Annotated in this window: 24 protein-coding genes; all 24 read left to right on the top strand. The window is 40.7% G+C overall.

Annotated elements, in window-relative coordinates:
• Positions 1-3: 3 nt before the first annotated feature.
• The 24 genes from JFU50_RS01425 (at position 4) to xerC (ending at position 24,709) form a co-directional block, all read left to right on the top strand.
• Positions 4-1,008, top strand: a complete 1,005-nt coding sequence (locus JFU50_RS01425) for an AAA family ATPase (protein ID WP_201181464.1) — start codon at positions 4-6, stop codon at positions 1,006-1,008.
• Positions 1,009-1,034: 26 nt separating this feature from the next.
• Positions 1,035-1,871 (top strand): DUF58 domain-containing protein, encoded by an 837-nt coding sequence (locus JFU50_RS01420; protein ID WP_242489015.1) that lies wholly within the window; start codon positions 1,035-1,037, stop codon positions 1,869-1,871.
• A 12-nt stretch (positions 1,872-1,883) separates the two neighbouring features.
• Entirely contained in the window at positions 1,884-3,647 is a 1,764-nt protein-coding gene (locus tag JFU50_RS01415; protein ID WP_201221436.1) for a vWA domain-containing protein, read from the top strand.
• Positions 3,637-6,423, top strand: a complete 2,787-nt coding sequence (locus JFU50_RS01410) for a VWA domain-containing protein (RefSeq protein WP_201221434.1) — start codon at positions 3,637-3,639, stop codon at positions 6,421-6,423. Before JFU50_RS01415 ends, JFU50_RS01410 begins: the two co-directional genes overlap by 11 nt.
• A 107-nt stretch (positions 6,424-6,530) precedes the next feature.
• The gene (locus tag JFU50_RS01405; RefSeq protein WP_056526708.1) at positions 6,531-6,863 is read left to right on the top strand and encodes a putative DNA-binding protein; all 333 of its coding nucleotides are present in this window, start codon (positions 6,531-6,533) and stop codon (positions 6,861-6,863) included.
• Between the two features lie 11 nt (positions 6,864-6,874).
• Positions 6,875-8,215, top strand: a complete 1,341-nt coding sequence (gene ffh, locus JFU50_RS01400; RefSeq protein ID WP_053345298.1) for a signal recognition particle protein — start codon at positions 6,875-6,877, stop codon at positions 8,213-8,215.
• Positions 8,216-8,368: 153 nt separating this feature from the next.
• The gene (rpsP, locus tag JFU50_RS01395; RefSeq protein ID WP_053345299.1) at positions 8,369-8,641 is read left to right on the top strand and encodes a 30S ribosomal protein S16; all 273 of its coding nucleotides are present in this window, start codon (positions 8,369-8,371) and stop codon (positions 8,639-8,641) included.
• A 13-nt stretch (positions 8,642-8,654) separates the two neighbouring features.
• Positions 8,655-8,885 carry a KH domain-containing protein gene (locus JFU50_RS01390; RefSeq protein WP_053345300.1) on the top strand — a complete coding sequence of 77 codons (231 nt, stop codon included), beginning with the start codon at positions 8,655-8,657 and terminating at the stop codon, positions 8,883-8,885.
• Positions 8,886-9,109: 224 nt separating this feature from the next.
• Entirely contained in the window at positions 9,110-9,496 is a 387-nt protein-coding gene (locus JFU50_RS01385; RefSeq protein WP_053345301.1) for a YlqD family protein, read from the top strand.
• Between the two features lie 10 nt (positions 9,497-9,506).
• The gene (gene rimM, locus JFU50_RS01380) at positions 9,507-10,025 is read left to right on the top strand and encodes a ribosome maturation factor RimM (protein ID WP_053345302.1); all 519 of its coding nucleotides are present in this window, start codon (positions 9,507-9,509) and stop codon (positions 10,023-10,025) included.
• Complete coding sequence (trmD, locus tag JFU50_RS01375) at positions 10,025-10,759, top strand: tRNA (guanosine(37)-N1)-methyltransferase TrmD (protein ID WP_201221432.1); 735 nt, start codon at positions 10,025-10,027, stop codon at positions 10,757-10,759. The genes rimM and trmD overlap by 1 nt, the downstream gene beginning before the upstream one ends.
• Before the next feature lie 130 nt (positions 10,760-10,889).
• Complete coding sequence (gene rplS, locus JFU50_RS01370; RefSeq protein WP_053345304.1) at positions 10,890-11,237, top strand: 50S ribosomal protein L19; 348 nt, start codon at positions 10,890-10,892, stop codon at positions 11,235-11,237.
• Positions 11,238-11,456: 219 nt separating this feature from the next.
• A complete protein-coding gene (gene lepB, locus JFU50_RS01365; RefSeq protein ID WP_053345305.1) occupies positions 11,457-12,017 on the top strand; it encodes a signal peptidase I in 561 nt (186 codons plus the stop codon).
• A 17-nt stretch (positions 12,018-12,034) separates the two neighbouring features.
• Positions 12,035-12,907: a ribosome biogenesis GTPase YlqF gene (gene ylqF, locus JFU50_RS01360; protein ID WP_053345306.1), complete on the top strand. Its 873-nt coding sequence runs from the start codon at positions 12,035-12,037 to the stop codon at positions 12,905-12,907.
• A gap of 190 nt (positions 12,908-13,097) precedes the next feature.
• On the top strand, positions 13,098-13,883 hold the full coding sequence (locus tag JFU50_RS01355) for a ribonuclease HII (protein ID WP_201221430.1): 786 nt from the start codon (positions 13,098-13,100) through the stop codon (positions 13,881-13,883).
• A gap of 17 nt (positions 13,884-13,900) precedes the next feature.
• On the top strand, positions 13,901-14,545 hold the full coding sequence (locus tag JFU50_RS01350; protein ID WP_201221428.1) for a hypothetical protein: 645 nt from the start codon (positions 13,901-13,903) through the stop codon (positions 14,543-14,545).
• Between the two features lie 102 nt (positions 14,546-14,647).
• Positions 14,648-15,817 (top strand): hypothetical protein, encoded by a 1,170-nt coding sequence (locus tag JFU50_RS01345; protein ID WP_207198768.1) that lies wholly within the window; start codon positions 14,648-14,650, stop codon positions 15,815-15,817.
• Positions 15,814-16,086, top strand: coding sequence for an EscU/YscU/HrcU family type III secretion system export apparatus switch protein (locus JFU50_RS01340; protein WP_201181453.1), 273 nt, complete (start codon positions 15,814-15,816; stop codon positions 16,084-16,086). Before JFU50_RS01345 ends, JFU50_RS01340 begins: the two co-directional genes overlap by 4 nt.
• 511 nt (positions 16,087-16,597) lie before the next feature.
• Positions 16,598-17,758, top strand: coding sequence for an ADP-forming succinate--CoA ligase subunit beta (sucC, locus tag JFU50_RS01335; protein WP_053345310.1), 1,161 nt, complete (start codon positions 16,598-16,600; stop codon positions 17,756-17,758).
• A gap of 18 nt (positions 17,759-17,776) precedes the next feature.
• The gene (sucD, locus tag JFU50_RS01330; RefSeq protein WP_053345311.1) at positions 17,777-18,679 is read left to right on the top strand and encodes a succinate--CoA ligase subunit alpha; all 903 of its coding nucleotides are present in this window, start codon (positions 17,777-17,779) and stop codon (positions 18,677-18,679) included.
• Between the two features lie 120 nt (positions 18,680-18,799).
• Positions 18,800-19,666 carry a DNA-processing protein DprA gene (gene dprA, locus JFU50_RS01325; RefSeq protein ID WP_201221424.1) on the top strand — a complete coding sequence of 289 codons (867 nt, stop codon included), beginning with the start codon at positions 18,800-18,802 and terminating at the stop codon, positions 19,664-19,666.
• 265 nt (positions 19,667-19,931) lie between these two features.
• Positions 19,932-22,007, top strand: coding sequence for a type I DNA topoisomerase (gene topA / locus JFU50_RS01320; protein WP_053345313.1), 2,076 nt, complete (start codon positions 19,932-19,934; stop codon positions 22,005-22,007).
• Positions 22,008-22,424: 417 nt separating this feature from the next.
• A complete protein-coding gene (gene trmFO / locus JFU50_RS01315) occupies positions 22,425-23,747 on the top strand; it encodes an FADH(2)-oxidizing methylenetetrahydrofolate--tRNA-(uracil(54)-C(5))-methyltransferase TrmFO (RefSeq protein ID WP_328114025.1) in 1,323 nt (440 codons plus the stop codon).
• Positions 23,748-23,806: 59 nt separating this feature from the next.
• The gene (xerC, locus tag JFU50_RS01310; protein WP_201221422.1) at positions 23,807-24,709 is read left to right on the top strand and encodes a tyrosine recombinase XerC; all 903 of its coding nucleotides are present in this window, start codon (positions 23,807-23,809) and stop codon (positions 24,707-24,709) included.
• The last annotated feature ends 7 nt before the right edge of the window (positions 24,710-24,716 follow it).

The raw sequence follows: 24,716 nt of genomic DNA, 5'->3' as shown, positions 1-24,716 counted from the left end.
AAAATGAACGAGAAAGAACAGCAATTTAATGAAGCAGCAGTGCTGATTGATAAGGTCAAGCAGGAGATTTCCCGTTTCATCGTTGGACAGGAGGAAGTGACCGAGCAAGTTTTATGGAGTATTTTTGCCGGCGGCCATGTGCTGCTTGAAGGGCTACCGGGACTCGGAAAAACGATGCTTGTTCGGACGATATCAGAATGCATGGATTTAGAGTTTTCCAGGATTCAATTCACACCGGATCTAATGCCATCCGATATTACGGGAACGATGTTGTTACAGCCTGATGAAGACGGGAAGCAACAATTTATTTTCCATGAGGGGCCGCTATTTTCGCATATCGTCCTTGCTGATGAAATCAACCGGGCGACACCAAAGACCCAAAGCTCGCTACTTGAGGCAATGGGTGAGAAAACTGTGACCGTGATGGGAGAAACGAAACAGCTTGAACAGCCGTTCTTTGTGCTTGCGACCCAGAATCCGATTGATATGGAGGGGACATATCCACTTCCTGAAGCACAGATGGACCGGTTTATCTGCAAAATTCATGTCAGTTACCCATCAAAGGAGGAATTGAAGCAGATTGTTCTTAGAACGACTGGCAAAGAAACCATAAGGATTGAAAAAGCAGCTTCAATTGAGGATGTCATATTTTTGCAGAAACTCGTAAAAGAGGTACTTGTCTCAGATGAAATGCTAGATTATGCGGTTTCCATTATTGCCAGTACTCATCCAAATACAGAGGAATCTCCGGAAGTAGTCCAAAAGTATGTGCAATTTGGAAGTGGCCCCCGTGGACTGCAAAGCTTAATAAAAATGGCAAAGGCAAGAGCTCTGTTTGCAGGACGCTATCATGTTTCTGCTGGAGACTTAAAGCAAACGGCTTATCCTGTATTAAGGCATCGACTTTTACTCAACTTTGAAGCGGAAGCAAGCGGGGTGCTGGCCGATTCCATCATTGCTGAAGTCGTTGAATCGGCTTACAAATTAGGTAAAGGACTTTCAGTGTGATGGGTTCTTATGCTTTTTTAGAAAGATTGCAGAAAAAAAGATTACTTGTGAAAACACGGAGACGTGGGATGCATAAAGGCTCAAGGAAATCGAGTGCGTTTGGCACCTCCCTTGAATTTTCCGATTTCCGGGCCTATCAACCAGGAGATGACGTTAGGCAAATTGATTGGAATGTCTATGGACGAACACAAAAGCATTATATTAAACGGTTCCTCGATGAACAAGAGTTGTCGGTAGCTATATATTTGGATGTGACCTCGTCGATGCGTGCTCTCCCGGATAAATGGGAGCTGGCACGCCAGCTTGCAGCTTCGTTAAGTTTTGTCGTCCTTGCTGGTGAGGACCGGCTGGCCTTTATTCCAGTTGCGTCCAAGACTGCCCATCCGATTCGCCGAAAGGGAGCGGTTCACCGAAAAGGCGTTTTTCGGGAGATTGCTGGTTTAGAAGATACCGAGAAAAGTGGTCATTTTTATGATCAGTTGGGCAAGGTAATGTTGAAGAATCATCAGCTGTCAATCATTATTTCCGACGGTCTTGAGCCCCTTGATAAAGTGGAGGCGACCTTGAGGAAAATGCGTTCTGCAAAACAAGAAATCTGGTTCATTCAATTGTTGGGAAAAGAGGAACTAAATCCTGCTTTTAACGGAGACTTAAAACTGGTCGACAGTGAAATGGATACAGCAGTCAACGTAAGCATCCATCCTTCGCTCATTGGAAACTATCAGACTCGTCTTAACAAACATAACCAAAAGCTTGAAGGGGTATGCCGAAGTTTTGGCTGCCATTACATTCTTATCAGTGCTAAAACTGATATACAGACGATTTTATTTCAAGACTTTCCACGCCATGGGCTAATGAATTGAGGTGAAGATATTATGCATATTTCTAATCCGCTCTTTTTTCTATTAATAATCTTTATCGCTGCCGTGATTTTGTTCTATTTTTTCCGGAAGCAATATGAAACGACAACGATTTCATCCAATTTATTATGGGAGCAGGTCCTGAATGAATGGCAAGCTTCCCCATGGCTTCATAAATTGCAGCATAACCTTTTATTCTGGCTACAGATTCTTGTGCTTCTTCTCCTTATGTTTTCGTTAGTCCGTCCCTTTTGGTTTCAAAAAGGAATTCCGGGCGATCACCTTATCCTTATAATCGACACATCCGCTACAATGAGTGCAAAAGATGGGGAACTTACCCGTTTTGAAAAGGCTAAACAAGAATTGATGGAGATGCTTAAAGAAGTAGATAATCAAGAAGTGACTATCATAGAAGCTGGTCAAAAGCCCATCATCCGTGCTAATCATGAGACTAACCACGCTGTACTGAAAAAACAAACAGCAGCATTAGAGTTAACGTATGATCATGAAAATATTGATAAAGCACTGAAATTAGCGGACTCACTTTCCAACGGAAAAGAAACGGTCATCCATCTTTTTTCTGATAGGGTTGTGAAAGATGACCTTAGCGGGCTATCTGAAAATATACCGATTGATGTACATAATTTTAGTAGTCAAAATGACAATCTGTCATTACTTTCATTTGGTACGGCCAACCGCAAAGAAGGCATTACCGGAGTGGCTGTCGTTGAAAATCAAACCAAGAAGGATAAAACCCTAGAATTCCAAGTTACGAATGGAAAAGAAGTTCTTTTTATCAAAAAACTGTCTGTTAAAGCCAATAGTGAGAAAACGGTCGATATTCCAGTACTCAAAGAAAAGCCTTATTACACGGCTTCCATCAATGCGAATGATAATTATTCCGCTGACAACGAAATGACGGCTATTCAATCGGCGATTTATGAAAAGGTTTATGCAGTCGGAAATGTGAATGCTTTTCTCATTAATGCTCTTGAAACAATAGGGCTTGACGTCATCCAACTTGAAGATAAAGAAAAAGTTAGAAAGGATGGGGTTGTGATTGCTCAAGGGATGGAACTAGAAGAACTTGGTTCATATCCGCTGCTATTTGTGAACGAGGCTAAAAAAGGAAAACAAAAATTAACAGAAAAGCTGTTAGGAACGGATGATCCCTTGATGGAGTATGTTCAAACAGAGAAAATTTATATTGAATCAACATCCCCTCCTATCAATAAACAATGGACAAATGTACTCGTAAGCGGCGACCTTCCACTCATTCAAAAAGGAACATATCAAGGCCAACCAATCATTGCCTTGAACTTTTCTGTTGCTGATAGTGATTGGCCGTTGCAGCCGGGTTTTCCAATCTTTTTATATAACTCATTTCAATGGCTGACACAGCAAACGAATTTTCTGGGGTACTACCAGCCTGGTGAAGAAAAGTGGTTGAACCTTGGGAAGGATACACAAAAACTAGCTATTTTCTCTGAGTCTGGAAATAATCTCTATTCCGTAGACTTACAGAAAGAAGGTTTTAAGACTCCAAGTATGCCTGGTACATACGAAGCAGTATCAGGAGATCAGGTGTTTTATTTTTCCGTGTTGCTTGACGAACGTGAAAAAGAAATCATCTCTGCTCCTTCATTCAGTATAAATTCAAAATCGACCGAAATGAAAGTGGTATCCGATAATAAACAGAATTTTTTATGGTATTGGCTAGCATGTGCGGCCCTTCTACTGTTGATGTTCGAATGGGAGGTGTATCGTCGTGGGCGTTGAGTTTACCTATCCTCTGATTTTTCTATTACTCATTCCCTGTGCAGGACTTATTTATTTTTATCTCCTTAAATCCCGACATCAGGCTAAGCGAAAGGAAACGACGGTGGTTGCGGTACTGCGGTCCTTGATCTTTTTACTCATCATCTTAGCTCTTACAGTTCCGCAAATATTACTGCCTCTCAAGGGATCTACGGTCGTTTTTTTAGTCGATCGTTCTGCAAGTGTCAAAGATTCGGAAGCTAAAACGCTTGCCTGGATTGAGAAAAGCACGGAGGAAATGGATAAAGATGACTCGTTTGCGGTGGCTGCATTTGGTGACAGTGCTGTTGCCGAGCAGGCAATGACGACAAAACATTCATCCACTACTCAATATAGTGGCAAAGTTGATGAAGATGCAAGCCGTTTAGAGTCTGGAATTCAGTTTGCCTCATCGCTTATTCCGAGTCACTCAAGCGGCAGGATTGTGCTTTTTTCGGATGGCAATGAAACTTCCGGCAATGCCGTGGAAGGGGCAAAATTACTAAAGAACAAAAACATCGAACTCGATGTGATCCCTTTAATTGAGGAGGCTGGCGAGGACATTGCTCTCAGGAATTTAACGATACCTCCTTCCTTATATCAAGGAGAAAAAACGGAGCTCTCTTTAGAAGTGGATAGTAATTCAGCAAAAAAAGCGACCGTTCGTATTTCACTGAACGATCAGGAAATTATCAAAAAAAACGTGGATGTAAAGGAAGGGTCCAATTTATACACATTTAACCATACTGTAGATGATACAGGTTTACAGGTATACAAAGCTGAAATCATTGCCGAAAAGGACACCTTTACGGAAAATAATCAGCTACAGGCGATTACGAAAGTAAAAGGGACGCCAAAAATTCTGATTGTCGAGGCAGAAGGGACCGGTCGGATTGAAAAAATTCTGAAAGGAAGCGGACTGATTGTTGAGACGACCGTACCAGAAAAGTTGCCGACTACATTATCTGGCTTTTTACAGTATCAATCGATTGTGTTTAACAATGTTTCCGCAACCTCTGTCACGGAAAATCAGATGAAATTAATCGAACAATCCGTCAAGGAATTCGGCAATGGGTTCGTGATGACTGGAGGAGAAAATAGTTTCGGACTTGGAGGGTATTTCAAGACTCCAATTGAGCATCTGCTACCAGTGGACATGGATATCAAAGGAAAAAAAGAAATGCCTTCGCTCGGATTAATGATTGTTCTCGACAGGTCAGGCAGTATGGTTGGCAACAAGCTTTCATTAGCAAAAGAAGCCGCGGCCCGGTCCGTAGAGCTTTTACGTGAGAAAGATACCTTCGGGTTCATTGCCTTTGATGACCGCCCTTGGGAAATTATCGAAGCCGGTCCACTCACGGATAAGGAAGAAGCCATGGGGAAAATCCGTTCGCTTGCTCCAGGAGGTGGTACGGAAATCTACAGTTCTCTTGAGATGGCGTATAACAAGTTAATGGATGAAAAGTTACAGCGTAAGCATATTATTTTGTTGACGGACGGTCAGTCAAATACTTCTAGCGATTATGAAGCATTAATCGAAGACGGGAAGGAAAAGAACATAACACTTTCAACGGTGTCCATTGGCAGCGATGCCGATAAGAACTTGCTCGAGGACTTGGCCGATTTCGGAACGGGGCGTTTTTACGATGTCACGGATGCCTCCTTAATTCCGAGCATTTTATCACGTGAAACGGTGATGGCAAGCCGTTCATATATCGAGGACAATCCGTTTTATCCATCCATACAGGATACTCCTGAATGGAATGGCTTGTTTAATGATGGAGTACCTAAGATGAATGCATACATCGCGACAACGACGAAACAGCGTGCTTTCCTGCCGTTGGTCAGTGAAAAAGAAGATCCAGTCCTCGCTCAATGGCAATATGGAATGGGGACAACGGTGGCCTTCACTTCGGATCTAAGTGGCAAATGGTCTGGCGATTGGCCTGCTTGGGGTAAGTGGGGCTCTTTCCTCAATCAATTGGTCACAATCACGCTTCCTAAATTCGAAAGTGAGCCATATACTCTTACACAGGAAAATAGTGGTGAAGAAACCGTGATTATGCTAGAATCAGCCTCACAAAACAACTTGCCTTTATCTGCAAATGTGGTTTCGGAAAATGGACAAATAGTTGATGCGAATACAAAACTCGTCGCTCCCGGGAAATATGAAATTATTATTCCGAAGCAGTCTGGTATGTATTATATCAGTGTAAAACAGGAAAACAATGAGGGTGGTACGAACCTGTATCAAACAGGTTTCACTGTGCCCTATTCAGAAGAGTACCTGCAGCAAGGTCTAAACAAGTCGCTTATCAAGGAATTGTTGGCTGTTTCGGGTGGCCAGGAGTTGAAAACGGAGGCTCAGGCATTCCGTGATTTACAGACCACATCCAGACAAAAGCAAAGCATTAGCCATTGGCTTCTATTAACGGCGTTCCTACTTTTATTTGTAGAAATTACAATACGGCGTTTTGGCTTGCATAGAGTTATGCACCTATTTGCAGGAATTCCTAAAAAGACAGGAAGTAGATCATTAAAATCGGCTGAAACAGTCAAGAAACTGAAAACTGTGCAAGAAGCGACACATAAAACACGTATAACAGGGAAGGCAAACCTGAAATCAGAGTCTAATAATCAATCTGTAAGACCAGTGACAGAACGCAGGAAACAGAACCAACCTGAAAAGAAATTAACCGAATCAGAACGAGAGAGCCAGATGAAACGCCTTCTGGAAGCGAGAAAACGAAAAAAATAATGCTTTCCAAACAAGTGGTAAGGAGTTTAGCTTGACATCAAATAGGCAACGCTATACAATATAAACTTGTAAAGGGTTTTCACTTAACAGCAGGGAGGCTTGCTAAGATGCTTGAAAAGACAACGCGGATTAACTATTTGTATGACTTTTACCAATCGTTGTTAACAGAGAAGCAGCAGAGCTATATGTCCCTCTACTATCTGGATGATTACTCTCTTGGGGAGATTGCCGATGAATACGAAGTGAGTAGACAGGCAGTCTATGATAATATAAAAAGAACAGAAGCAATGCTTGAGGAATACGAAGCAAAGCTATTGTTATTTCAAAAATTTCAAGAGCGTAACCAGTGGATTGCGAATATGAAGGAACTCATAGAAAAGGAATCCTTTTCAAAAGAGAAGCTGCTTGACGCAATCACAACGCTTGAGAAGTTGGATTAGGAGGCGGCAATATGGCATTTGAAGGATTGGCCGACCGACTGCAGAGCACGATGCAAAAGATCCGCGGAAAAGGGAAGGTCAACGAAGCAGACGTTAAAGAAATGATGCGTGAAGTTCGATTGGCCCTACTTGAAGCGGACGTTAACTTTAAAGTCGTGAAGGAATTTGTAAAGCGTGTAAGTGAACGTTCGGTAGGCCAGGAAGTGCTAAAAAGCTTAACCCCCGGTCAACAGGTAATTAAAGTAGTTAAGGAAGAATTGACGGAGCTGATGGGCGGCGAACAGAGCAAGATAGCCGTTGCCTCGAAACCACCGACTGTCATTATGATGGTAGGGCTTCAAGGGGCAGGTAAAACGACAACCACCGGAAAGCTTGCCAATCTTCTTAGAAAAAAATACAACCGCACGCCATTGCTCGTTGCGGCTGATATTTACCGTCCGGCGGCGATTAAGCAGCTTGAAACACTTGGCAAACAATTAAGCATGCCTGTTTTTTCCCTTGGGGATCAGGTCAGTCCTGTTGAAATTGCCAAACAGGCGATCGAAAAAGCGAAGGAAGAACATCATGATTATGTGTTGATTGATACCGCAGGTCGTCTTCATGTTGATGAAAACCTGATGGGCGAACTGAAAGATATCAAAGAATTGACCAAACCGGATGAAATCTTCCTCGTTGTTGATGCGATGACCGGGCAGGATGCTGTCAATGTGGCCCAAAGCTTTAATGAGCAGCTTGGCCTGACTGGGGTCGTATTAACGAAACTTGATGGGGATACACGTGGTGGTGCGGCACTTTCGATTCGTTCAGTTACCAACACGCCGATTAAATTCGTCGGTATGGGTGAAAAATTGGATGCACTTGAAGCATTCCATCCAGAACGGATGGCTTCAAGAATCCTCGGTATGGGTGATGTATTAACCCTTATCGAAAAAGCACAGGCCAATGTAGATGAAGAAAAAGCGAAAGAATTAGAGAAAAAGATGCGTACCGCTACTTTTACCTTTGATGATTTCCTTGAGCAACTTGGTCAGGTGCGTAATATGGGACCGCTTGATGACATTTTGAAAATGATTCCTGGTGCGAACAAAATGAAAGGGATGGATAACCTTCAAATCGATGAGAAACAGATCGGTCATGTTGAAGCTATCATCCGTTCAATGACAACGCAGGAAAAGGAACATCCAGAAACCATGAATGCATCCCGCAAAAAACGGATTGCCAAAGGAAGCGGCAGATCTATTCAAGAAGTGAACCGTTTACTAAAGCAATTTGAAGAAATGAAAAAGATGATGAAACAGGTTACAAACATGCAAAAAGGGAAGAAAAAGGGATTCAAATTCCCGTTCATGTAAGGTTTATTTTAGGTCGAAACGAGGCGTAAATACAGGCTGAAGCCATGTATTTCAACACTTTTTTTACCTGTTAAGAAAAAAACCTTTACAAACATACAAGACATTTGATATTATACTATCTTGTGTGAAACTATTCGGAGGTGCTTATTTAAAATGGCAGTAAAAATTCGCTTAAAACGTATGGGAGCTAAAAAATCTCCTTTCTATCGTATTGTAGTTGCAGATTCTCGTTCACCACGTGACGGACGTTACATTGAAGTTGTAGGAACTTATAACCCGGTGACTCAACCAGCTAAAGTTGACATCAACGAAGAGCTTGCTCTTAAATGGTTACAAGATGGAGCTAAACCATCTGATACAGTTCGTAACTTATTCTCAACACAAGGCATCATGGAAAAATTCCATGTTGCAAAAAACAGCAAGTAATCGACGGTAGTTGATGAAAGCTTTAATTGAAACAATTGTTTCAGCACTTGTGGATTATCCGGAAGAAGTCATCGTGACTTCGAAGGAAGAGTCCGACCGAATTGTTTATGTCCTCTCCGTTCATAAAGAAGACATGGGCAAGGTCATCGGTAAACAAGGGCGTGTTGCTAAGGCGGTTCGGACTGTGGTATATGCAGCAGGATCCTCACAGCAGAAGAAAATCTATTTGGAGATTTCCGAATAAGGAGGGCTAATACCCCTCCTTTTTTTGTACTTCAAGAAAGTTGAATTCCGACTTTAATCATATTCAAATACGACTCGGAGTTTAAACTTTACGCCTTTTTAAGACGCATCTTTTACCGATTTACGTTATACTTAAGAGAATGACCCCCATTTTTCAAAAAGATTACCCTATCATACATATTTTTTGAATGAAATAAGAAATCATAGATAATAGGAGGTGCTGGAATGAAAATTCTCCAAAATGTAATCGTTAACCAAGTATTAACGGAATCCAGCAAGAATCAGCTCCTCGAGAAGTACAAATCAAAACGTCTACAGCTTCAAAAAGAGAGTGAACAGCTTCGTTTTGAACTGAAAAAACTTGAAAAAACTAGGAACCTTCAGCCCGCTAGTCTCCGTGCTCATTTTGAAAAAGAAATAAACCAAAGGCAAGAAAAAATCAAACTGCTTGAATTTCAAATGGAACAGTTGGAAATCCTTCCTACTGGAAGCGAACTGAAGGAACGGGAAGTTCAAAGTATCATTGAGGTAGAAATTGGGGCAGATTGGGACGAACTTATGACAACGAAGACTATTGTCATTAAAGATGGAATCGTCTCGGAAATTCGTTAGAGGTGAAAGAATGGAAAATTGGTTTAATGTAGGTAAAATTGTCAACACACATGGTCTTTTAGGTGAAGTCCGTGTTATTTCATCAACAGACTTTCCGGAAAAGCGTTTCAAAGTAGGCAATACGCTGTATTTATTTAGAGAAACAGAGAAAAAGCCTTTGCCACTTATTATCAGGTCGCATCGCAACCATAAAAACTTTAACTTATTGACGTTTGAAAACTACTACAACGTCGGTCAGGTCGAGGCTTTCCGGAATGGAGTCTTGAAAATTAAGGAAGCTCAGCTAGGTAAATTGGATGAAGGTGAATTCTACTTCCATGAAATCATCGGCTGTTCGGTGTTTACAGATGAAGGTGTAGAAATAGGGGAGATCATTGAGGTTCTAACGCCGGGCGCCAATGATGTTTGGGTCATTAAGAAAGCTGGCAGTAAGGATATTTTAATTCCATATATTGATCAAATTGTGAAAGAAGTAGATATATCTGCTAAAAAAGTTATCATCACACCGATGGAAGGGCTTTTAGACTGATGAAAATCGATGTACTTTCGCTATTTCCAGAAATGTTCGAAGGGGTATTTGGCTCGTCAATTTTAAAAAAGGCCGCAGAAAAACAGGCTGTCAGCTACAATGTGACCAATTTTCGTGATTATGCAGACAATAAGCATTCGACAGTAGATGATTATCCGTATGGTGGCGGTGCAGGGATGGTATTGAAGGCACAACCCATCTTTGACGCCGTAGAAGCCCTTAAAGGGCACGCTGAGCAAACGCCACGAGTTGTCTTGCTATGTCCACAGGGAGAGCGTTACACGCAGAGAAAAGCTGAAGAGTTTGCGAAAGAAGATCATCTTATTTTCATTTGCGGACATTATGAAGGGTATGATGAGCGCATCCGGGAGCATATTGTCACAGATGAAATATCAATAGGTGACTTTGTGCTTACAGGTGGTGAATTGGGTGCTATGGTTATTATAGACAGCGTTGTTCGCTTGCTTCCGGGCGTGTTAGGAAATGTAGACTCCCCGATTCTTGATTCATATTCTTCTGGTTTGTTAGAGCATCCCCATTATACTAGACCTGCAGATTTCAGGGGAATGAAAGTTCCTGATACGCTTATATCCGGTAATCATAAAAAAATCGATGAATGGCGGATGAAAGAGTCATTACGCAGGACGTGGAATCGACGACCGGATTTGCTCGAAAGCTATGAACTTTCGAACGTTGAAAAAAAATTATTGTCAGAGATTCAAAAAGAAGACTGATGTCTATTGCATCAGCATCTAGAGTATGATAGGATATACCTTGTGACTTGGGCAAAATGCTCAGTCTTATAACGATGTTCCGCTGCAAACAATTAGTATTTGTAAGAGCGTCCAGGAGGAGTTGAAATCGATGCAAAATCTTATTAACGATATCACAAAAGAACAACTTCGCACAGATCTTCCATCATTCAGACCTGGTGACACAGTACGTGTACACGTAAAGGTTATTGAAGGAACTCGCGAACGTATCCAGTTGTTTGAAGGCGTTGTAATCAAACGTCGTGGCGGCGGAGTTAGTGAAACTTTCACAGTACGTAAGATTTCTTACGGCGTTGGAGTGGAACGTGCTTTCCCTCTTCACACACCAAAAATTGCGCAATTAGAAGTTATCCGTCACGGTAAAGTACGTCGTGCGAAACTTTATTACCTACGCGAACTTCGTGGTAAAAAAGCACGTATTAAAGAAATTCGTCGTTAATTCTTCGAATATCTCTATGCGGGTTTGCCATGATTCACATATGGTGAGTAACCAAACAGTATTATGCAAAAAAGGAGCTTGTTTAACAGGCTCCTTTTTTTGCACTTGAAGAAAAAATAATCGCTCATCAGGGTGAAGACTATAAAGAATCCTGCTCGCTATAGCGTCCGCGACATGTTAAAATAATTGTTGATATGCTTTCTAAAAGGGTGGGTAAGGATGACGAAAAAGAAAAATGAATTGTGGGAATGGACTAAGGCGGTCATAATCGCGGTTATAGCAGCCACGCTGATTCGTTATTTCCTCCTGGCTCCGATTGTCGTGGACGGCAATTCCATGATGCCGACATTAAAGGACACGGACCGCATGCTCGTAAATAAAATCTCCTATTCAATTAGTGAACCGAAAAGATTCGATATTATTGTTTTTGAAGCCCCTGAAGGCAAGGATTATATAAAACGGGTCATTGGGTTACCAGGCGAAAAAATAGAATATAAAGATGATACGCTTTACGTGAATGGAAAAGCCTATGCAGAGCCATACTTGGATGAATATAAAAAGCAGTTGATTGATGGCGGGGCTTTGACAGAACCATTTACATTAAGCGATGTTATAGAACAAGAAACCGTGCCTGAAGACCATCTATTTGTCTTAGGAGATAATCGCCGTTTTAGTAAGGACAGCCGCCATATTGGCGTAGGTGTTGTTCCTTACAATAAGGTGTTAGGTAAAACTAAATTAGTTTATTGGCCGATTGAAGATTTTCGATTGGCGGAATAGTAGGAAGGTTGATTCCATTGACAATACAGTGGTTCCCTGGCCATATGGCCAAAGCAAGAAGGGAAGTAACAGAAAAATTAAAACTGATCGATATCATCTTTGAACTTGTGGATGCCCGGATTCCTGCATCTTCACGAAATCCGATGATCGATGAAATCATACAGCATAAACCAAGGGTTATCCTTTTGAATAAGGCTGATATGGCTGATCCGGTAAAAACCAATGAGTGGCTTGAGTATTATAAATCACAAGGTAAAACGGCAATCGCTATTAACTCACAGGCAGGAAATGGCTTAAACCAGATTACAGCTGCCTCTAAGAAACTTTTAAAAGAAAAGTATGATCGGATGGAATCAAGAGGAATTAAGCCGCGTGCGATTCGTGCTATGATTGTCGGTATTCCGAACGTAGGGAAATCTACTTTAATCAATCGTCTTGCTAAAAAAAACATTGCCAAAACAGGGAATACACCTGGTGTTACGAAAGCACAGCAATGGATAAAAGTAGGAAAGGAATTAGAACTTCTGGATACTCCGGGGATCCTCTGGCCTAAATTTGAGGATCAGGAAGTTGGCTTAAGACTAGCGCTAACAGGAGCAATCAAAGATACGATTTTAAACTTGCATGAAGTTTCTTTATACGGCCTTCGCTTTTTGGAAAGAGAATATCCGGATCGTTTGAAATCCCGTTATAATCTGGATGTAATTCCTCAAGAAACGCTAGAACTATTTGATGCAGTTGGAAAGTTCAGAGGTTGTCTAGCATCTGGGGGCTTTATTGATTATGATAAAACCGCAGAATTGGTCGTTCGAGAAATCCGTTCTGAAAAGATGGGGCCGCTCACGTTTGAGCTACCGATAGAAAAAGAAGAAGAAAATACCCCCGAATAACTTCTTTTGAGGTTAGAGAACACAGACATGATTCTTAAAAGGAATGTCTGTGTATAGGGTTGATACGGAGCTGGAGGTAGATGTCAAAAGGTTTTTTTACCTTTTGATGTCTCTTTTCCGCTCCGTATTTTTGTTTAAGCTGTAGAAATGAAACAAGACTGCCGATAATTAAAATGATAGGTGATAAATGATGAAAACTGCCATGAGTATAAAAGAAATCTCTTCAAAATTAAAAACAGTAAGCGAGCCAGAAGATTCGTTCTTAAAAGAATGCCAGGAGGATGGACGAAAAGGAGTAACAGACTTAGTAAGTAAATGGCAAAGAGCCTATGAAAAAGAGCTACAGGTAAAGAATAATTTTATGAAAATGACGGAGTTTGAACGGGAGTTGCGAAAACAGGGATTTTCAGTTCTTGCCGGTATCGATGAAGTAGGAAGAGGGCCGCTAGCGGGACCGGTTGTGACTAGTGCAGTTATTTTACCTGAATCTTTTTATCTACCAGGGCTAAATGATTCTAAGAAAATTCCTGAGTCAAAGAGGGAACTATTTTATGAGACTATCTTAAAGGAAGCTGTATCCATCGGGGTGGGCATTGTACATAGCGAAGAAATTGATGAAATCAATATATATCAAGCTACGAAAAAAGCCATGATTGCGGCGGTGAACAATCTTTCAGAACTCCCGGATCATTTGCTGATTGATGCGATGGAACTTGAAGTGCCGATTCCTCAATTTTCACTCATAAAGGGAGATGCAAGAAGTATTTCTATCTCTGCTGCCTCTATTATCGCTAAGGTGACACGTGACAGGATGATGAAGGGATATGGGGAAGCGTATCCAGAATACGGATTTGAAAAGCATATGGGGTACGGGACTAAACAACATTTAGAAGCACTCGATAATCACGGGCTTACACCTTGGCATAGGAGGAGTTTTGCACCTGTAAAGGAAATCGCCGCACGAACGAACGATTAAGAGAGAGGGCGAGAGAGATGCAATCGATAACAAGCGGTCAATCCGTGTCGTCACCCATTGAAATAAAGGGAAGTACGAGTTTGAAAAACGGACAAATCCTTTTCGGAAAAGTGAATAGGATTTATCCTAACCAAATAACGGAAGTGCAGATTGGCCATCAAAAAATGATTGCCACACTCGATATCCCACTTCAGGCTGGAGAAATGTATTGGTTTCAAGTACAGCAGCCAAATGAGGGGAAGGTTGTGTTAAAAGTACTGGATTCTCCGAATGTGAACTTTTCTAGTTTAAAAGGAGCGGCTGCACAATTGCTCTCTCATCTTGGCATATCTCCAGAACCGGAGGCAGCCAGCCTTGCCGAGTATTTACTGAAAAATCAACTCCCAATTACAAAGGATACTTTTATGTCTGCTTTGCAATGGGTAAAAACTGCTGATGCAAAAGAATATGGCCTGTCTATCATCAAAAGAATGTTCCTTCAGCAATTACCTTTTGTTGAAGAAGTATTTGTAGCGTTGTTAGCACAAGCAAAAGGCGAACCTTTTCACAAATTGCTCAGTGGCCTGCAGCAACAATTAAAGGACAGTGATTCGGAAACATCAGTAAAACTAAAAGGCGTATTAGACTCGTTACATGTAGCTAAACAGGATCAGCTTCAATAAACTGGTCTACAGAAACTTGTTACCACTTGGATCGATTCCAGTGCATCACCTGAATTGAAAACCGGGGCATTCTCCCTGCTTCAAAAGACTGGTTTCATTCAAATGGGGATTACTGAGGCTGGCTTTTTGGAGAAATTAGTTGTCGAATCGGCGGAAATATCAGGATCTACTAAGAACTCAGTGACCGATAAACTACAACAGGGACTGCAATTGCTATCTGATGCAAAAAATGGAACGTTGGGGAAAGTTGAAAAGGTCGAATATAGTCTAAATCGGTTATTGAACGGTCTTGATTATGTAGAAGCAGAAACGTCTACTGATACGAAATCAATTCAGCAAAAAACCATTTCTACAGAAGAACTGTCCGCTCTTGCTTCCCGCTTGCTTGAGCGTACGTTTGCAGAAGCATCAGTCGGAAATAGAATAGCGGGTGCCGAAATAGAGGTAAATGACCTAATAGCCCATTTAAATAAGGATACAGAGAAAGTTACCGAGTCGAAGGGGAAAGTGACAGAACTGTTGATTCAATCGCTTAAGCGACGTCCTGAGGCGCTCTCCGTTACGAATGCTGAGAAACTAGTGCTTACACAAGTGCTGGAAACTGAATTTCAAATAATCGATTTCACGAATGGTGCCTCTGTTGCGCAACAACTTAAAGAGTGGACGAAGATGCTTGGACTACAGTTGGAACATGCTCTTGCTAATATGCCTGGAGATGGTTTGGAAGATTTAATAAAGGATTTAGAGACCCTCAAACCGTTGCTACTTAAACTTCTGAACGAGCAAAATCCGGCATCCGTTAAGGAACTGGCAGAACAAATTTTGAATCGAATTACTGCTCAACAGGTTTTTTCGCAGGAAACGGGCCCCTTGCAGAACTTACTCCTTACATTGCCTCTTAATCTTGGGTCTTCTCAAACGGACTTAACGTTGCAATGGAGCGGAAGGAAAAAAAAAGATGGCAAGATAGACCCCGATTATTGTCGAATCCTGTTTTATTTAGAGTTAGAACGTCTTAAGGAAACGTTCATTGACATGCAGGTTCAAAACCGTGTCATAAAAGTGACGGTCATTAATGAGTATAGTAAAACAATAGAAGCAGCCGCCGACAATTATCTTACACTGTTGAAGGCGAATCTGGAAAAAATGGATTACAGATTATCCGGAGTTTTATTTGAAAATCCAGTGAGCAAAAAAAATACTGACACGAAATTTAAATCCGCCCTTTTTTCAGAAAAAGAATCATATAGTGGGGTGGATATTCGGATATGACGAATGAAAAACGAAAAGAAGCGATCGCTTTAAAATATGACCCGGAGATTTCGAAATCCCCTGTCATCTTGGCAAAGGGGAAAGGTAAAACTGCAGAAAAGATTCTAGATAAAGCAATGAAACTGAATATCCCTGTTCAAAAAGATGAGTCGTTAATCTCCCTTTTGGGGCAATTGGATATTAATCAAACGATTCCGGAAGAATTGTATGAAGCGGTTGCAGAGGTATTTGCGTTTGTTTATAAAGTTGACCGGGACTTGAATCGGTAAGATTCAAATTATTTGGGTTGATTTATGTGAATTTATGGTTGGTTTATGTAGAATTTTAGGAAATGCACTTAAAAATTTTTATTATATTAAAAACATACTAAACTATCAGAAAAAGGATAAAGCTACGGCTTTGTCCTTTTTCTTTTTCTGAAAATTTAAAATTTTTTAGAAAGATAACTATAATGTTTCAGAAAAAGATAGATGAAAAAAATGATGAAAAAAGGCTTGTAAACAAAGTGTTTATACTAAATGAAAAACGGAATGGCTATTTTTAGAATGGAGATTTCGGACCGGGATAAATACTATTTTTAAAAAATAAACATATTAATGGACTATATTTTTTCCATTTTATACACCGACCTAGAAGTATATTGTAATAATTTTTTTAAAATATTACGAAAGAAAATCATGCACGAAGGAGAATTTTGTTGTAATATGATAGAGAAAACACGCATTAAATATAAATGTTGTTTTTTGGTAGTTGGTTTTTAGTAGATAAGGAGGATGGGAAATGAATATCCATGAGTATCAGGGGAAAGAGATTTTGAGACAATACGGGGTATCTGTTCCGAATGGCCGGGTTGCCTTTACTGTTGATGAAGCAGTAGAAGCAGCGAAGGAGTTAGGTACAGATGTTGTTGTCGTCAAAGCTCAAATTCATGCGGGCGGCCGCGGGAAAGCCGGCGGAGTTAAGGTAGCAAAGAATCTTGACGAAGCGCGTACATATGCAGAAGAGATTCTTGGTAAAACGCTGGTGACCCATCAAACAGGACCTTCAGGTAAAGAAGTTAAGCGTTTACTTATTGAAGAAGGCTGCGACATTACGAAGGAATATTATATTGGACTGGTCCTTGACCGTGCAACAAATAGTGTGGTATTGATGGCTTCTGAAGAAGGCGGAACGGAAATTGAGGAAGTTGCTGAAAAAACTCCAGAGAAAATTTTCAAGGAAGTGATCGATCCGGTTGTTGGTTTAACTGGCTTCCAGGCACGAAGAATCGCTTTCAATATCAACATTCCGGCTTCACTAATAAATAAGGCGTCTAAACTGATGGTCAACTTATATACAGCATTCGTTGAAAAGGATTGTTCAATTGCTGAAATCAACCCATTAGTTGTGACAGGCGACGGCAATGTAATGGCACTAGATGCAAAATTGAATTTCGATGATAATGCGATTTACCGCCATAAAGACATTGCGGAGTACCGTGATCTAGATGAAGAAGATGCTAAAGAAATTGAAGCATCCAAACACGGTCTTAGTTACATATCGCTTGACGGAAATATCGGTTGTATGGTTAATGGTGCGGGGCTTGCAATGGCAACGATGGACATCATTAAACACTATATGGGAGACCCGGCTAACTTCCTTGACGTTGGGGGCGGAGCTACAGAGGAAAAAGTTAAAGAGGCTTTCAAAATCATCCTATCTGATCAAAAAGTAAAAGGTATCTTTGTAAATATCTTCGGAGGAATTATGAAGTGTGACATCATCGCGACAGGTGTCGTAGCTGCTGCAAAAGAGCTAGGCTTGGATGTCCCTCTTGTTGTCCGTCTTGAAGGAACGAATGTGGATCTTGGGAAAAAGATTTTGAAAGAGTCTGGTTTAAATATTACGGCTGCTGAATCAATGGCAGATGGAGCACAAAAAATAGTATCACTTGTAGGATAATAGGCAGGGGGGAACATAATGAGCGTTTATATTAATAAAGATACGAAAGTGATCGTTCAGGGAATCACTGGCTCAACAGCATTATTTCATACAAAACAGATGTTGGAATACGGCACGAAGATCGTGGGTGGAGTAACTCCGGGTAAAGGTGGAACAGAAGCGGAAGGGGTACCTGTATTTAATACAGTTTCCGAAGCTGTCACTGAAACCGGAGCAAATGCATCTGTTATCTACGTACCTGCTCCATTTGCAGCGGATGCCATTCTTGAAGCGGTTGATGCAGAACTTGATCTTGTAATTTGTATCACGGAGCACATTCCTGTCCTTGACATGGTTAAGGTGAAGCGATATATGCAAGGCAAAAAAACTCGTTTAATTGGACCAAACTGTCCGGGTGTTATTAGTCCGGAAGAGTGTAAGATTGGTATTATGCCAGGGTATATCCATAAAAAAGGTCATGTAGGCGTGGTTTCTCGTTCTGGAACTTTGACGTATGAAGCCGTTCACCAATTATCACAAGCAGGCATCGGACAATCATCCGCTGTCGGTATCGGTGGGGATCCTGTTAACGGAACTGATTTTATTGATGTACTTAAGGCATTTAATGAAGATCCAGAAACTCATGCGGTGATCATGATTGGGGAAATCGGTGGCACAGCAGAAGAAGAAGCAGCAATCTGGGTGAAAGAAAATATGACGAAGCCAGTTGTCGGGTTTATTGGTGGCCGCACGGCTCCAGCGGGTAAACGTATGGGACATGCTGGTGCTATTATTTCAGGCGGTAAGGGAACAGCTGATGAGAAAATCCGCGTTATGAATGAATGCGGTATTAAAGTAGCCGAGACTCCATCCGTTATGGGCGAAACTTTGATTTCTGTCCTTAAAGAAAAAGACATGTATGAACCTTGCAAAACACACTAATCTAAGATGGGCCGACCTGTTTTTTGGGTCGGTCTTTATTTCACTTCAATCTCCCCGAAACACATCTTAACAACCGCAATTAATCTTCTTTTAAAAATTTCCGATTAGGGGTGCTTCTAATTGAACAGGAAAGAAAAATTAATCCACCTCCATCATTGCCGTGGAGCAGGATGGAAAACGATCCAAACAATTCTGGCCTATAATCCATCCCTTTCTTCTCTTTTCACAACCACGTACACCGAATGGGCTGAAATCCTTCCTATACCTTCAAATAAATTAAATCTCTTTCTGAAAGATTTACATTCTCTTAATACGATTAAAAAGGTAAAGCAATACGAATTTAACCAAATTAAATGTCTAACTATGTTTGATGAAGATTACCCGTTTTTGCTGAAGCAGATATTTGATCCCCCGTGGGTGCTTTATTTTAAAGGCGATAAACAGCTTCTAGAGAAGAAGAGTACTCTAGGTGTCGTTGGAACACGTAAGCCAACCTGGTATGGACTGGAGGCCTTAAAAACGATTTTACCGCCACTTGTGCAGAAAAACTTTGTCATCATCAGTGGAGTGGCAGCTGGAATCGATGCGGCTGCACACAAAGTCGCATTGGATAAAGGTGGAAATACGATTGGAGTTTTGGGCGGGGGACTTTTGCAAATTTATCCAAAATCTAATATCCCGCTTGCAAGAGAAATAAGCAATAAAGGGTTATTGCTTTCTGAGACTCCACCGGCGATGAGGGCGGAACCTTGGATGTTTCCGCTGCGCAATCGTATTATTAGTGGATTATCCAAGGGAGTATTTGTGGTAGAAGCTAAAGAAAAGAGCGGTTCCCTAATAACTGCACAGGCAGCTCTTGATCATGGCAGAGAGGTATTTGCACTTCCAGGTAACGTATTAAGCCCAGAATCATTAGGGGCCAATCAATTAATTCAAGATGGAGCCAAACTTGTTTTGAGTTCGTTACAGATTGAGGAAGAATTTTGAACAATATAATATAGAAGATATACGGAAAAATTGAAGGGGAAATAGCAAAAAAGATGCTTTTTTAGATGAATAGGTTGAAATTTTAGTCAAAAAGGTTGAAAATATTGTAAAACTGTTATAAGTTTTGCAAATGACACCTCTTGTTAAAATACCTAAAATTAAATAAATCAGCATGCTTTGAAAAATAAAGAGGTGTTGACAAATGAAATTTGAATGATTAATAATAGTGAAGATTTATATTACCTCTTTGAGGAGGATTTATTGGATGTCAGAATATTTAGTGATTGTGGAATCGCCCGCAAAGGCGAAAACAATTGAACGTTACTTAGGAAAAAAATATAAAGTAAAGGCTTCCATGGGGCATGTACGCGATTTGCCTAAAAGCCAAATGGGTGTCGATGTTGAAAATGAATATGAGCCTAAATATATAACTATCCGCGGCAAAGGCCCGGTTCTAAAAGAATTGAAAACAGCTGCAAAAAAAGCAAAAAAAATCTATCTCGCAGCTGACCCCGACAGAGAAGGTGAAGCGATTGCCTGGCATTTAGCTCACAGTCTCGATGTCGACATTAATTCAGATTGCCGTGTGGTATTCAATGAGATTACGAAGGAAGCGATCAAAGAATCATTTAAATCACCAAGACCCATTAATATGAAGTTGGTTGATGCACAGCAGGCAAGGAGAATATTGGATCGTTTGGTCGGATACAATATCAGCCCGCTTTTGTGGAAAAAAGTGAAAAAAGGCTTAAGTGCAGGACGAGTTCAATCGGTTGCTGTTCGGATGATTATTGACCGAGAGAAAGAAATCAAAGACTTTGTACCGGAAGAGTATTGGACAATCAGGGCAGATTTTGTTAAAGGAAATGAACAGTTTGAAGGTTCCTTTTTCAGCCTTGGTGGTGAACGGAAAGAATTAAACACGGAAGAAGATGTCAAGAAAGTACTTGCTTCTTTAAGCGGCGGCGAATTCACCATTGGTACCGTGACGAAAAAGGAAAGAAAGCGTAATCCAGCTGCACCTTTTACGACTTCTTCCTTGCAACAAGAAGCCGCGCGGAAATTAAATTTCCGTGCCAAGAAAACCATGATGCTTGCTCAGCAGCTTTATGAAGGAATTGAGCTCGGAAAAGAAGGTACAGTCGGGCTAATCACTTATATGAGAACGGATTCGACCCGGATTTCGGATATTGCCAAGCAGGAAGCCCATAGCTTTATTCAAAACAGTTATGGTGATGATTATGTTCAGGTTGAACAGCGCAAGGAGAAAAAACAGACAAATGCTCAGGACGCGCATGAAGCGGTTAGACCGACAAGCACATTACGTGAACCAAGTTTAGTGAAGGAGTTTTTATCTAGAGATCAATTCCGTTTATATAAATTAATTTGGGAACGCTTTGTTTCAAGTCAAATGTCTTCGGCTGTAATGGATACAATGAGCATTGACCTTCACAACGGTGATGTCATTTTCCGGGCAAATGGTTCTAAAATTAAATTTCCAGGTTTCATGAAGGTATATGTTGAAGGTTCGGATGACTCAGTGGAAGAAAAGGAAAATGCCCTTCCAGATGTAAAAAAAGGAGATCAATTCTTTTCAAAAGATGTCGAACCGAAGCAGCATTTCACACAGCCACCGCCACGCTATACAGAGGCGCGTCTTGTCAAAACACTAGAGGAACTAGGCATAGGCCGGCCGTCTACATATGCTCCTACATTGGATACGATTCAAAAACGTGGCTATGTTACGCTTGATAATAAGCGATTTATCCCGACTGAGCTTGGTGAAATTGTCCTTGAATTGATACGTGAATTCTTTCCGGATATTCTAGATGCAGAATTCACTGCCAAGATGGAACAGGAATTTGATAGTGTCGAAGAAGGAAGCGTTGAATGGATTAAGGTCATTGATGAGTTTTACAAAGATTTCGCTATTCATTTGGCTAAAGCGGAAGTCGAAATGGAGAAAATTGAAATCAAGGATGAGCCTGCAGGGGAAGATTGCGTAGAATGCGGACATGAAATGGTCTTTAAAATGGGTCGATATGGAAAGTTTATGGCTTGCAGTAATTTCCCGGATTGCCGTAATACAAAACCAATCGTTAAAGAAATCGGAGTGAAATGTCCGAAATGTAAAGAAGGCAACATCATTGAGCGAAAAAGTAAAAAACGCCGACTGTTCTACGGTTGTGATACTTATCCAGGATGTGACTTCATTTCATGGGACAAACCTCTACCTCGTAGTTGTCCAAAATGTGAAGGTACGCTAGTTGAGAAAAAACTCAAAAAAGGCGTGCAGGTACAGTGTATGGATTGTGATTTCAAAGAAACACCTCAAGCTTAGAAAAGGTGGACTAATTACTCCCATATTTCTAGGTTCAATTGAGAAACTCAGAATAAAATGTGGACTCGGCATCTGCCGAGTTTCTTTATGTTCATGGATGTGTGCTATCATCATAATAAGAGGATTTTATTTCCAAGAAGAAATTGGATAAAGCCTGAAACTTTTTTATTTGGGTCATGTAATGTAAAATTCAGTGGACAAGTGTATTAACTTAAAGATATAATTCCTCTTTGTGTCCGTTATCCATCTTAGGAAACTTGGGTTGTAGGAAGAATGCAGGATTGATGGCATAGGGTTTATAATTGTTGTCAGCAGGAACGAGTATTTTATGGGTAAAATACATACATATCGTTAAAAATGAAGTCTTTTATAAAAGCAATTTTAATGATAAATGATCCTGTCTTATCATATCTATACATGGAGGTTCGAAAAATGAAAGAAGCAAAAGTAAGTGTAATCGGCGCTGGGCTTGCAGGAAGTGAAGCGGCGTGGCAATTAGCTAAAAGAGGAATTAAAGTAGATTTATACGAAATGCGTCCTGTAAAACAAACACCAGCACATCATACCGACAAATTCGCTGAACTTGTTTGTTCCAATTCACTTCGGGCAAATACCTTAACAAATGCTGTAGGTGTTTTAAAAGAAGAAATGCGGATTTTGGATTCTGTTATCATATCTGCAGCAGACGCCTGTGCTGTTCCTGCCGGAGGTGCACTTGCTGTCGATCGTCATGAATTTGCCAGTCTTGTTACGGAAAAGGTGAAAAATCATCCAAATGTTACTGTCATTAATGAAGAAGTGACAGAAATTCCTGAAGGTCCTACTGTCATTGCCACTGGTCCGCTTACAAGTCAGTCTCTATCTGACAGCTTAAAGCAGATTATGGATGAAGAATACTTATATTTCTATGATGCTGCTGCTCCAATTCTTGAAAAAGAAAGCATCAATATGGATAAGGTTTATTTAAAATCCCGTTATGATAAAGGGGAAGCAGCCTATTTGAATTGTCCGATGACGGAAGAAGAGTTTGATCGTTTCTATGAAGCATTGATTTCTGCTGAAACTGTTCCTCTTAAAGAATTTGAAAAAGAAATCTTTTTCGAAGGGTGTATGCCAATTGAAGTGATGGCATCACGTGGGAAGAAAACGATGTTATTCGGACCATTGAAGCCAGTTGGTTTAGAAGATCCGAAAACAGGAAAACGACCATTTGCTGTAGTCCAATTGCGACAGGATGATGCAGCTGGTACTCTTTACAACATTGTTGGTTTTCAGACACATTTAAAATGGGGACCGCAAAAAGAAGTACTGCAGCTTATACCAGGATTGGAAAATGCTGAAATTGTTCGTTATGGAGTAATGCACCGCAACACTTTCATTAACTCTCCTAACGTTCTAAAACCTACGTACCAGTTCAAAAATCGCGATGACTTATTCTTTGCCGGTCAGATGACGGGTGTCGAGGGATATGTAGAGTCAGCTGCATCAGGATTAGTTGCGGGTATCAATGCCGCGAGAATCATCCAAGGGTTGGAGCCTGCCATTTTCCCTGCCGAAACGACAATGGGTAGTATGGCAAGGTACATTACATCGACAAATGGGAAGAGCTTTCAGCCGATGAATGCCAACTTTGGCCTGCTTCCAGACCTTGAAGTAAGAATCAAAGCGAAGAAAGATCGGAATGAAATGCATGCTAAACGCGCTTTAGACACAATTCAGAACTTTGTGAAAACTTTGTAAAATATTTGCCTGCTGTTTTAAAGTATGATACTATTTATTAGCCTTTGCGAGGTGTTTCCATGATTAATCAAAATAAGGCATTATCATCCTTCATTGAATATTTACAAATAGAAAAAAACAGTTCACATTACACCATTGAAAATTACAAACGGGATATTCACGAATTTTTTTTGTTCCTGAATGAACAAGGGATTACCGATGTCACGTCTGTCGAATACTTTGATGTCCGGTTGTTTTTAACGAATTTATATGAGAAAAAACTTTCTAAGCGAACTGTGGCAAGAAAAACATCTTGCCTGCGGAGCTTTTATAAATTTTTATTACGTGAAGGTGATGTGAAGGATAATCCTTTTTCTCTTGCTTCTTTACCTAAAAAGGATCAAAAGCTGCCACGTTTTCTTTATGAGGAAGAAATGAATCAGTTATTTTCTTCTTTAAAGAAAGATTCACCGATAGGAATAAGGAACACTGCACTATTGGAATTACTGTATGCTACGGGCATTAGGGTTAGTGAGTGCTGTGAAGTTAAACTGCAGGATATCGACTTGTCTCTAGGTACAGTACTCGTCCATGGAAAAGGGAAGAAAGATCGCTACGTTCCAGTTGGAAGATATGCTCAGGAAGCGATAGATTTTTACATACGTACAGCTAGGATGGAAATGACTTCGTCTGACGCTAAGGCGCATGCTTATTTATTTGTTAATTCTCGTGGAGACCCTCTGACAGCTAGGGGAGTTCGCTATATTTTAAATGAATTGATTAAAAAGTCAGCCGCAGAGGGAAGTCTTCACCCCCATATGCTAAGGCATTCCTTTGCTACACACCTATTAAATAATGGGGCGGACATACGTACAGTACAGGAATTGCTTGGTCATTCAAAAATTTCATCAACGCAAGTGTATACGCATGTTACAAAAGACCAATTAAAAAAAGTCTACAATGCATCACATCCGCGAGCTTAAATGTTGA

This window comes from Peribacillus sp. TH14, assembly GCF_016651145.1.
Classification (GTDB): domain Bacteria; phylum Bacillota; class Bacilli; order Bacillales; family DSM-1321; genus Peribacillus; species Peribacillus butanolivorans.
The sequence above is the reverse complement of the archived record's forward strand: the minus strand, read 5'-3'. Positions and strand labels throughout refer to the sequence as shown.

What these genes read in the sequence shown, in the direction of transcription:
- rplS (WP_053345304.1), top strand. Translation starts at nt 10,890, where the DNA reads ATGCAAAATCTTATTAACGATATCACAAAAGAACAACTTCGCACAGAT.
- rpsP (WP_053345299.1), top strand. Translation starts at nt 8,369, where the DNA reads ATGGCAGTAAAAATTCGCTTAAAACGTATGGGAGCTAAAAAATCTCCT.
- JFU50_RS01405 (WP_056526708.1), top strand. Translation starts at nt 6,531, where the DNA reads ATGCTTGAAAAGACAACGCGGATTAACTATTTGTATGACTTTTACCAA.
- ffh (WP_053345298.1), top strand. Translation starts at nt 6,875, where the DNA reads ATGGCATTTGAAGGATTGGCCGACCGACTGCAGAGCACGATGCAAAAG.
- JFU50_RS01350 (WP_201221428.1), top strand. Translation starts at nt 13,901, where the DNA reads ATGCAATCGATAACAAGCGGTCAATCCGTGTCGTCACCCATTGAAATA.
- JFU50_RS01390 (WP_053345300.1), top strand. Translation starts at nt 8,655, where the DNA reads ATGAAAGCTTTAATTGAAACAATTGTTTCAGCACTTGTGGATTATCCG.
- topA (WP_053345313.1), top strand. Translation starts at nt 19,932, where the DNA reads ATGTCAGAATATTTAGTGATTGTGGAATCGCCCGCAAAGGCGAAAACA.
- JFU50_RS01355 (WP_201221430.1), top strand. Translation starts at nt 13,098, where the DNA reads ATGAAAACTGCCATGAGTATAAAAGAAATCTCTTCAAAATTAAAAACA.
- sucD (WP_053345311.1), top strand. Translation starts at nt 17,777, where the DNA reads ATGAGCGTTTATATTAATAAAGATACGAAAGTGATCGTTCAGGGAATC.
- xerC (WP_201221422.1), top strand. Translation starts at nt 23,807, where the DNA reads ATGATTAATCAAAATAAGGCATTATCATCCTTCATTGAATATTTACAA.
- sucC (WP_053345310.1), top strand. Translation starts at nt 16,598, where the DNA reads ATGAATATCCATGAGTATCAGGGGAAAGAGATTTTGAGACAATACGGG.
- JFU50_RS01425 (WP_201181464.1), top strand. Translation starts at nt 4, where the DNA reads ATGAACGAGAAAGAACAGCAATTTAATGAAGCAGCAGTGCTGATTGAT.
- trmFO (WP_328114025.1), top strand. Translation starts at nt 22,425, where the DNA reads ATGGAGGTTCGAAAAATGAAAGAAGCAAAAGTAAGTGTAATCGGCGCT.
- trmD (WP_201221432.1), top strand. Translation starts at nt 10,025, where the DNA reads ATGAAAATCGATGTACTTTCGCTATTTCCAGAAATGTTCGAAGGGGTA.
- lepB (WP_053345305.1), top strand. Translation starts at nt 11,457, where the DNA reads ATGACGAAAAAGAAAAATGAATTGTGGGAATGGACTAAGGCGGTCATA.
- rimM (WP_053345302.1), top strand. Translation starts at nt 9,507, where the DNA reads ATGGAAAATTGGTTTAATGTAGGTAAAATTGTCAACACACATGGTCTT.
- JFU50_RS01340 (WP_201181453.1), top strand. Translation starts at nt 15,814, where the DNA reads ATGACGAATGAAAAACGAAAAGAAGCGATCGCTTTAAAATATGACCCG.
- JFU50_RS01415 (WP_201221436.1), top strand. Translation starts at nt 1,884, where the DNA reads ATGCATATTTCTAATCCGCTCTTTTTTCTATTAATAATCTTTATCGCT.
- JFU50_RS01345 (WP_207198768.1), top strand. Translation starts at nt 14,648, where the DNA reads ATGGGGATTACTGAGGCTGGCTTTTTGGAGAAATTAGTTGTCGAATCG.
- JFU50_RS01385 (WP_053345301.1), top strand. Translation starts at nt 9,110, where the DNA reads ATGAAAATTCTCCAAAATGTAATCGTTAACCAAGTATTAACGGAATCC.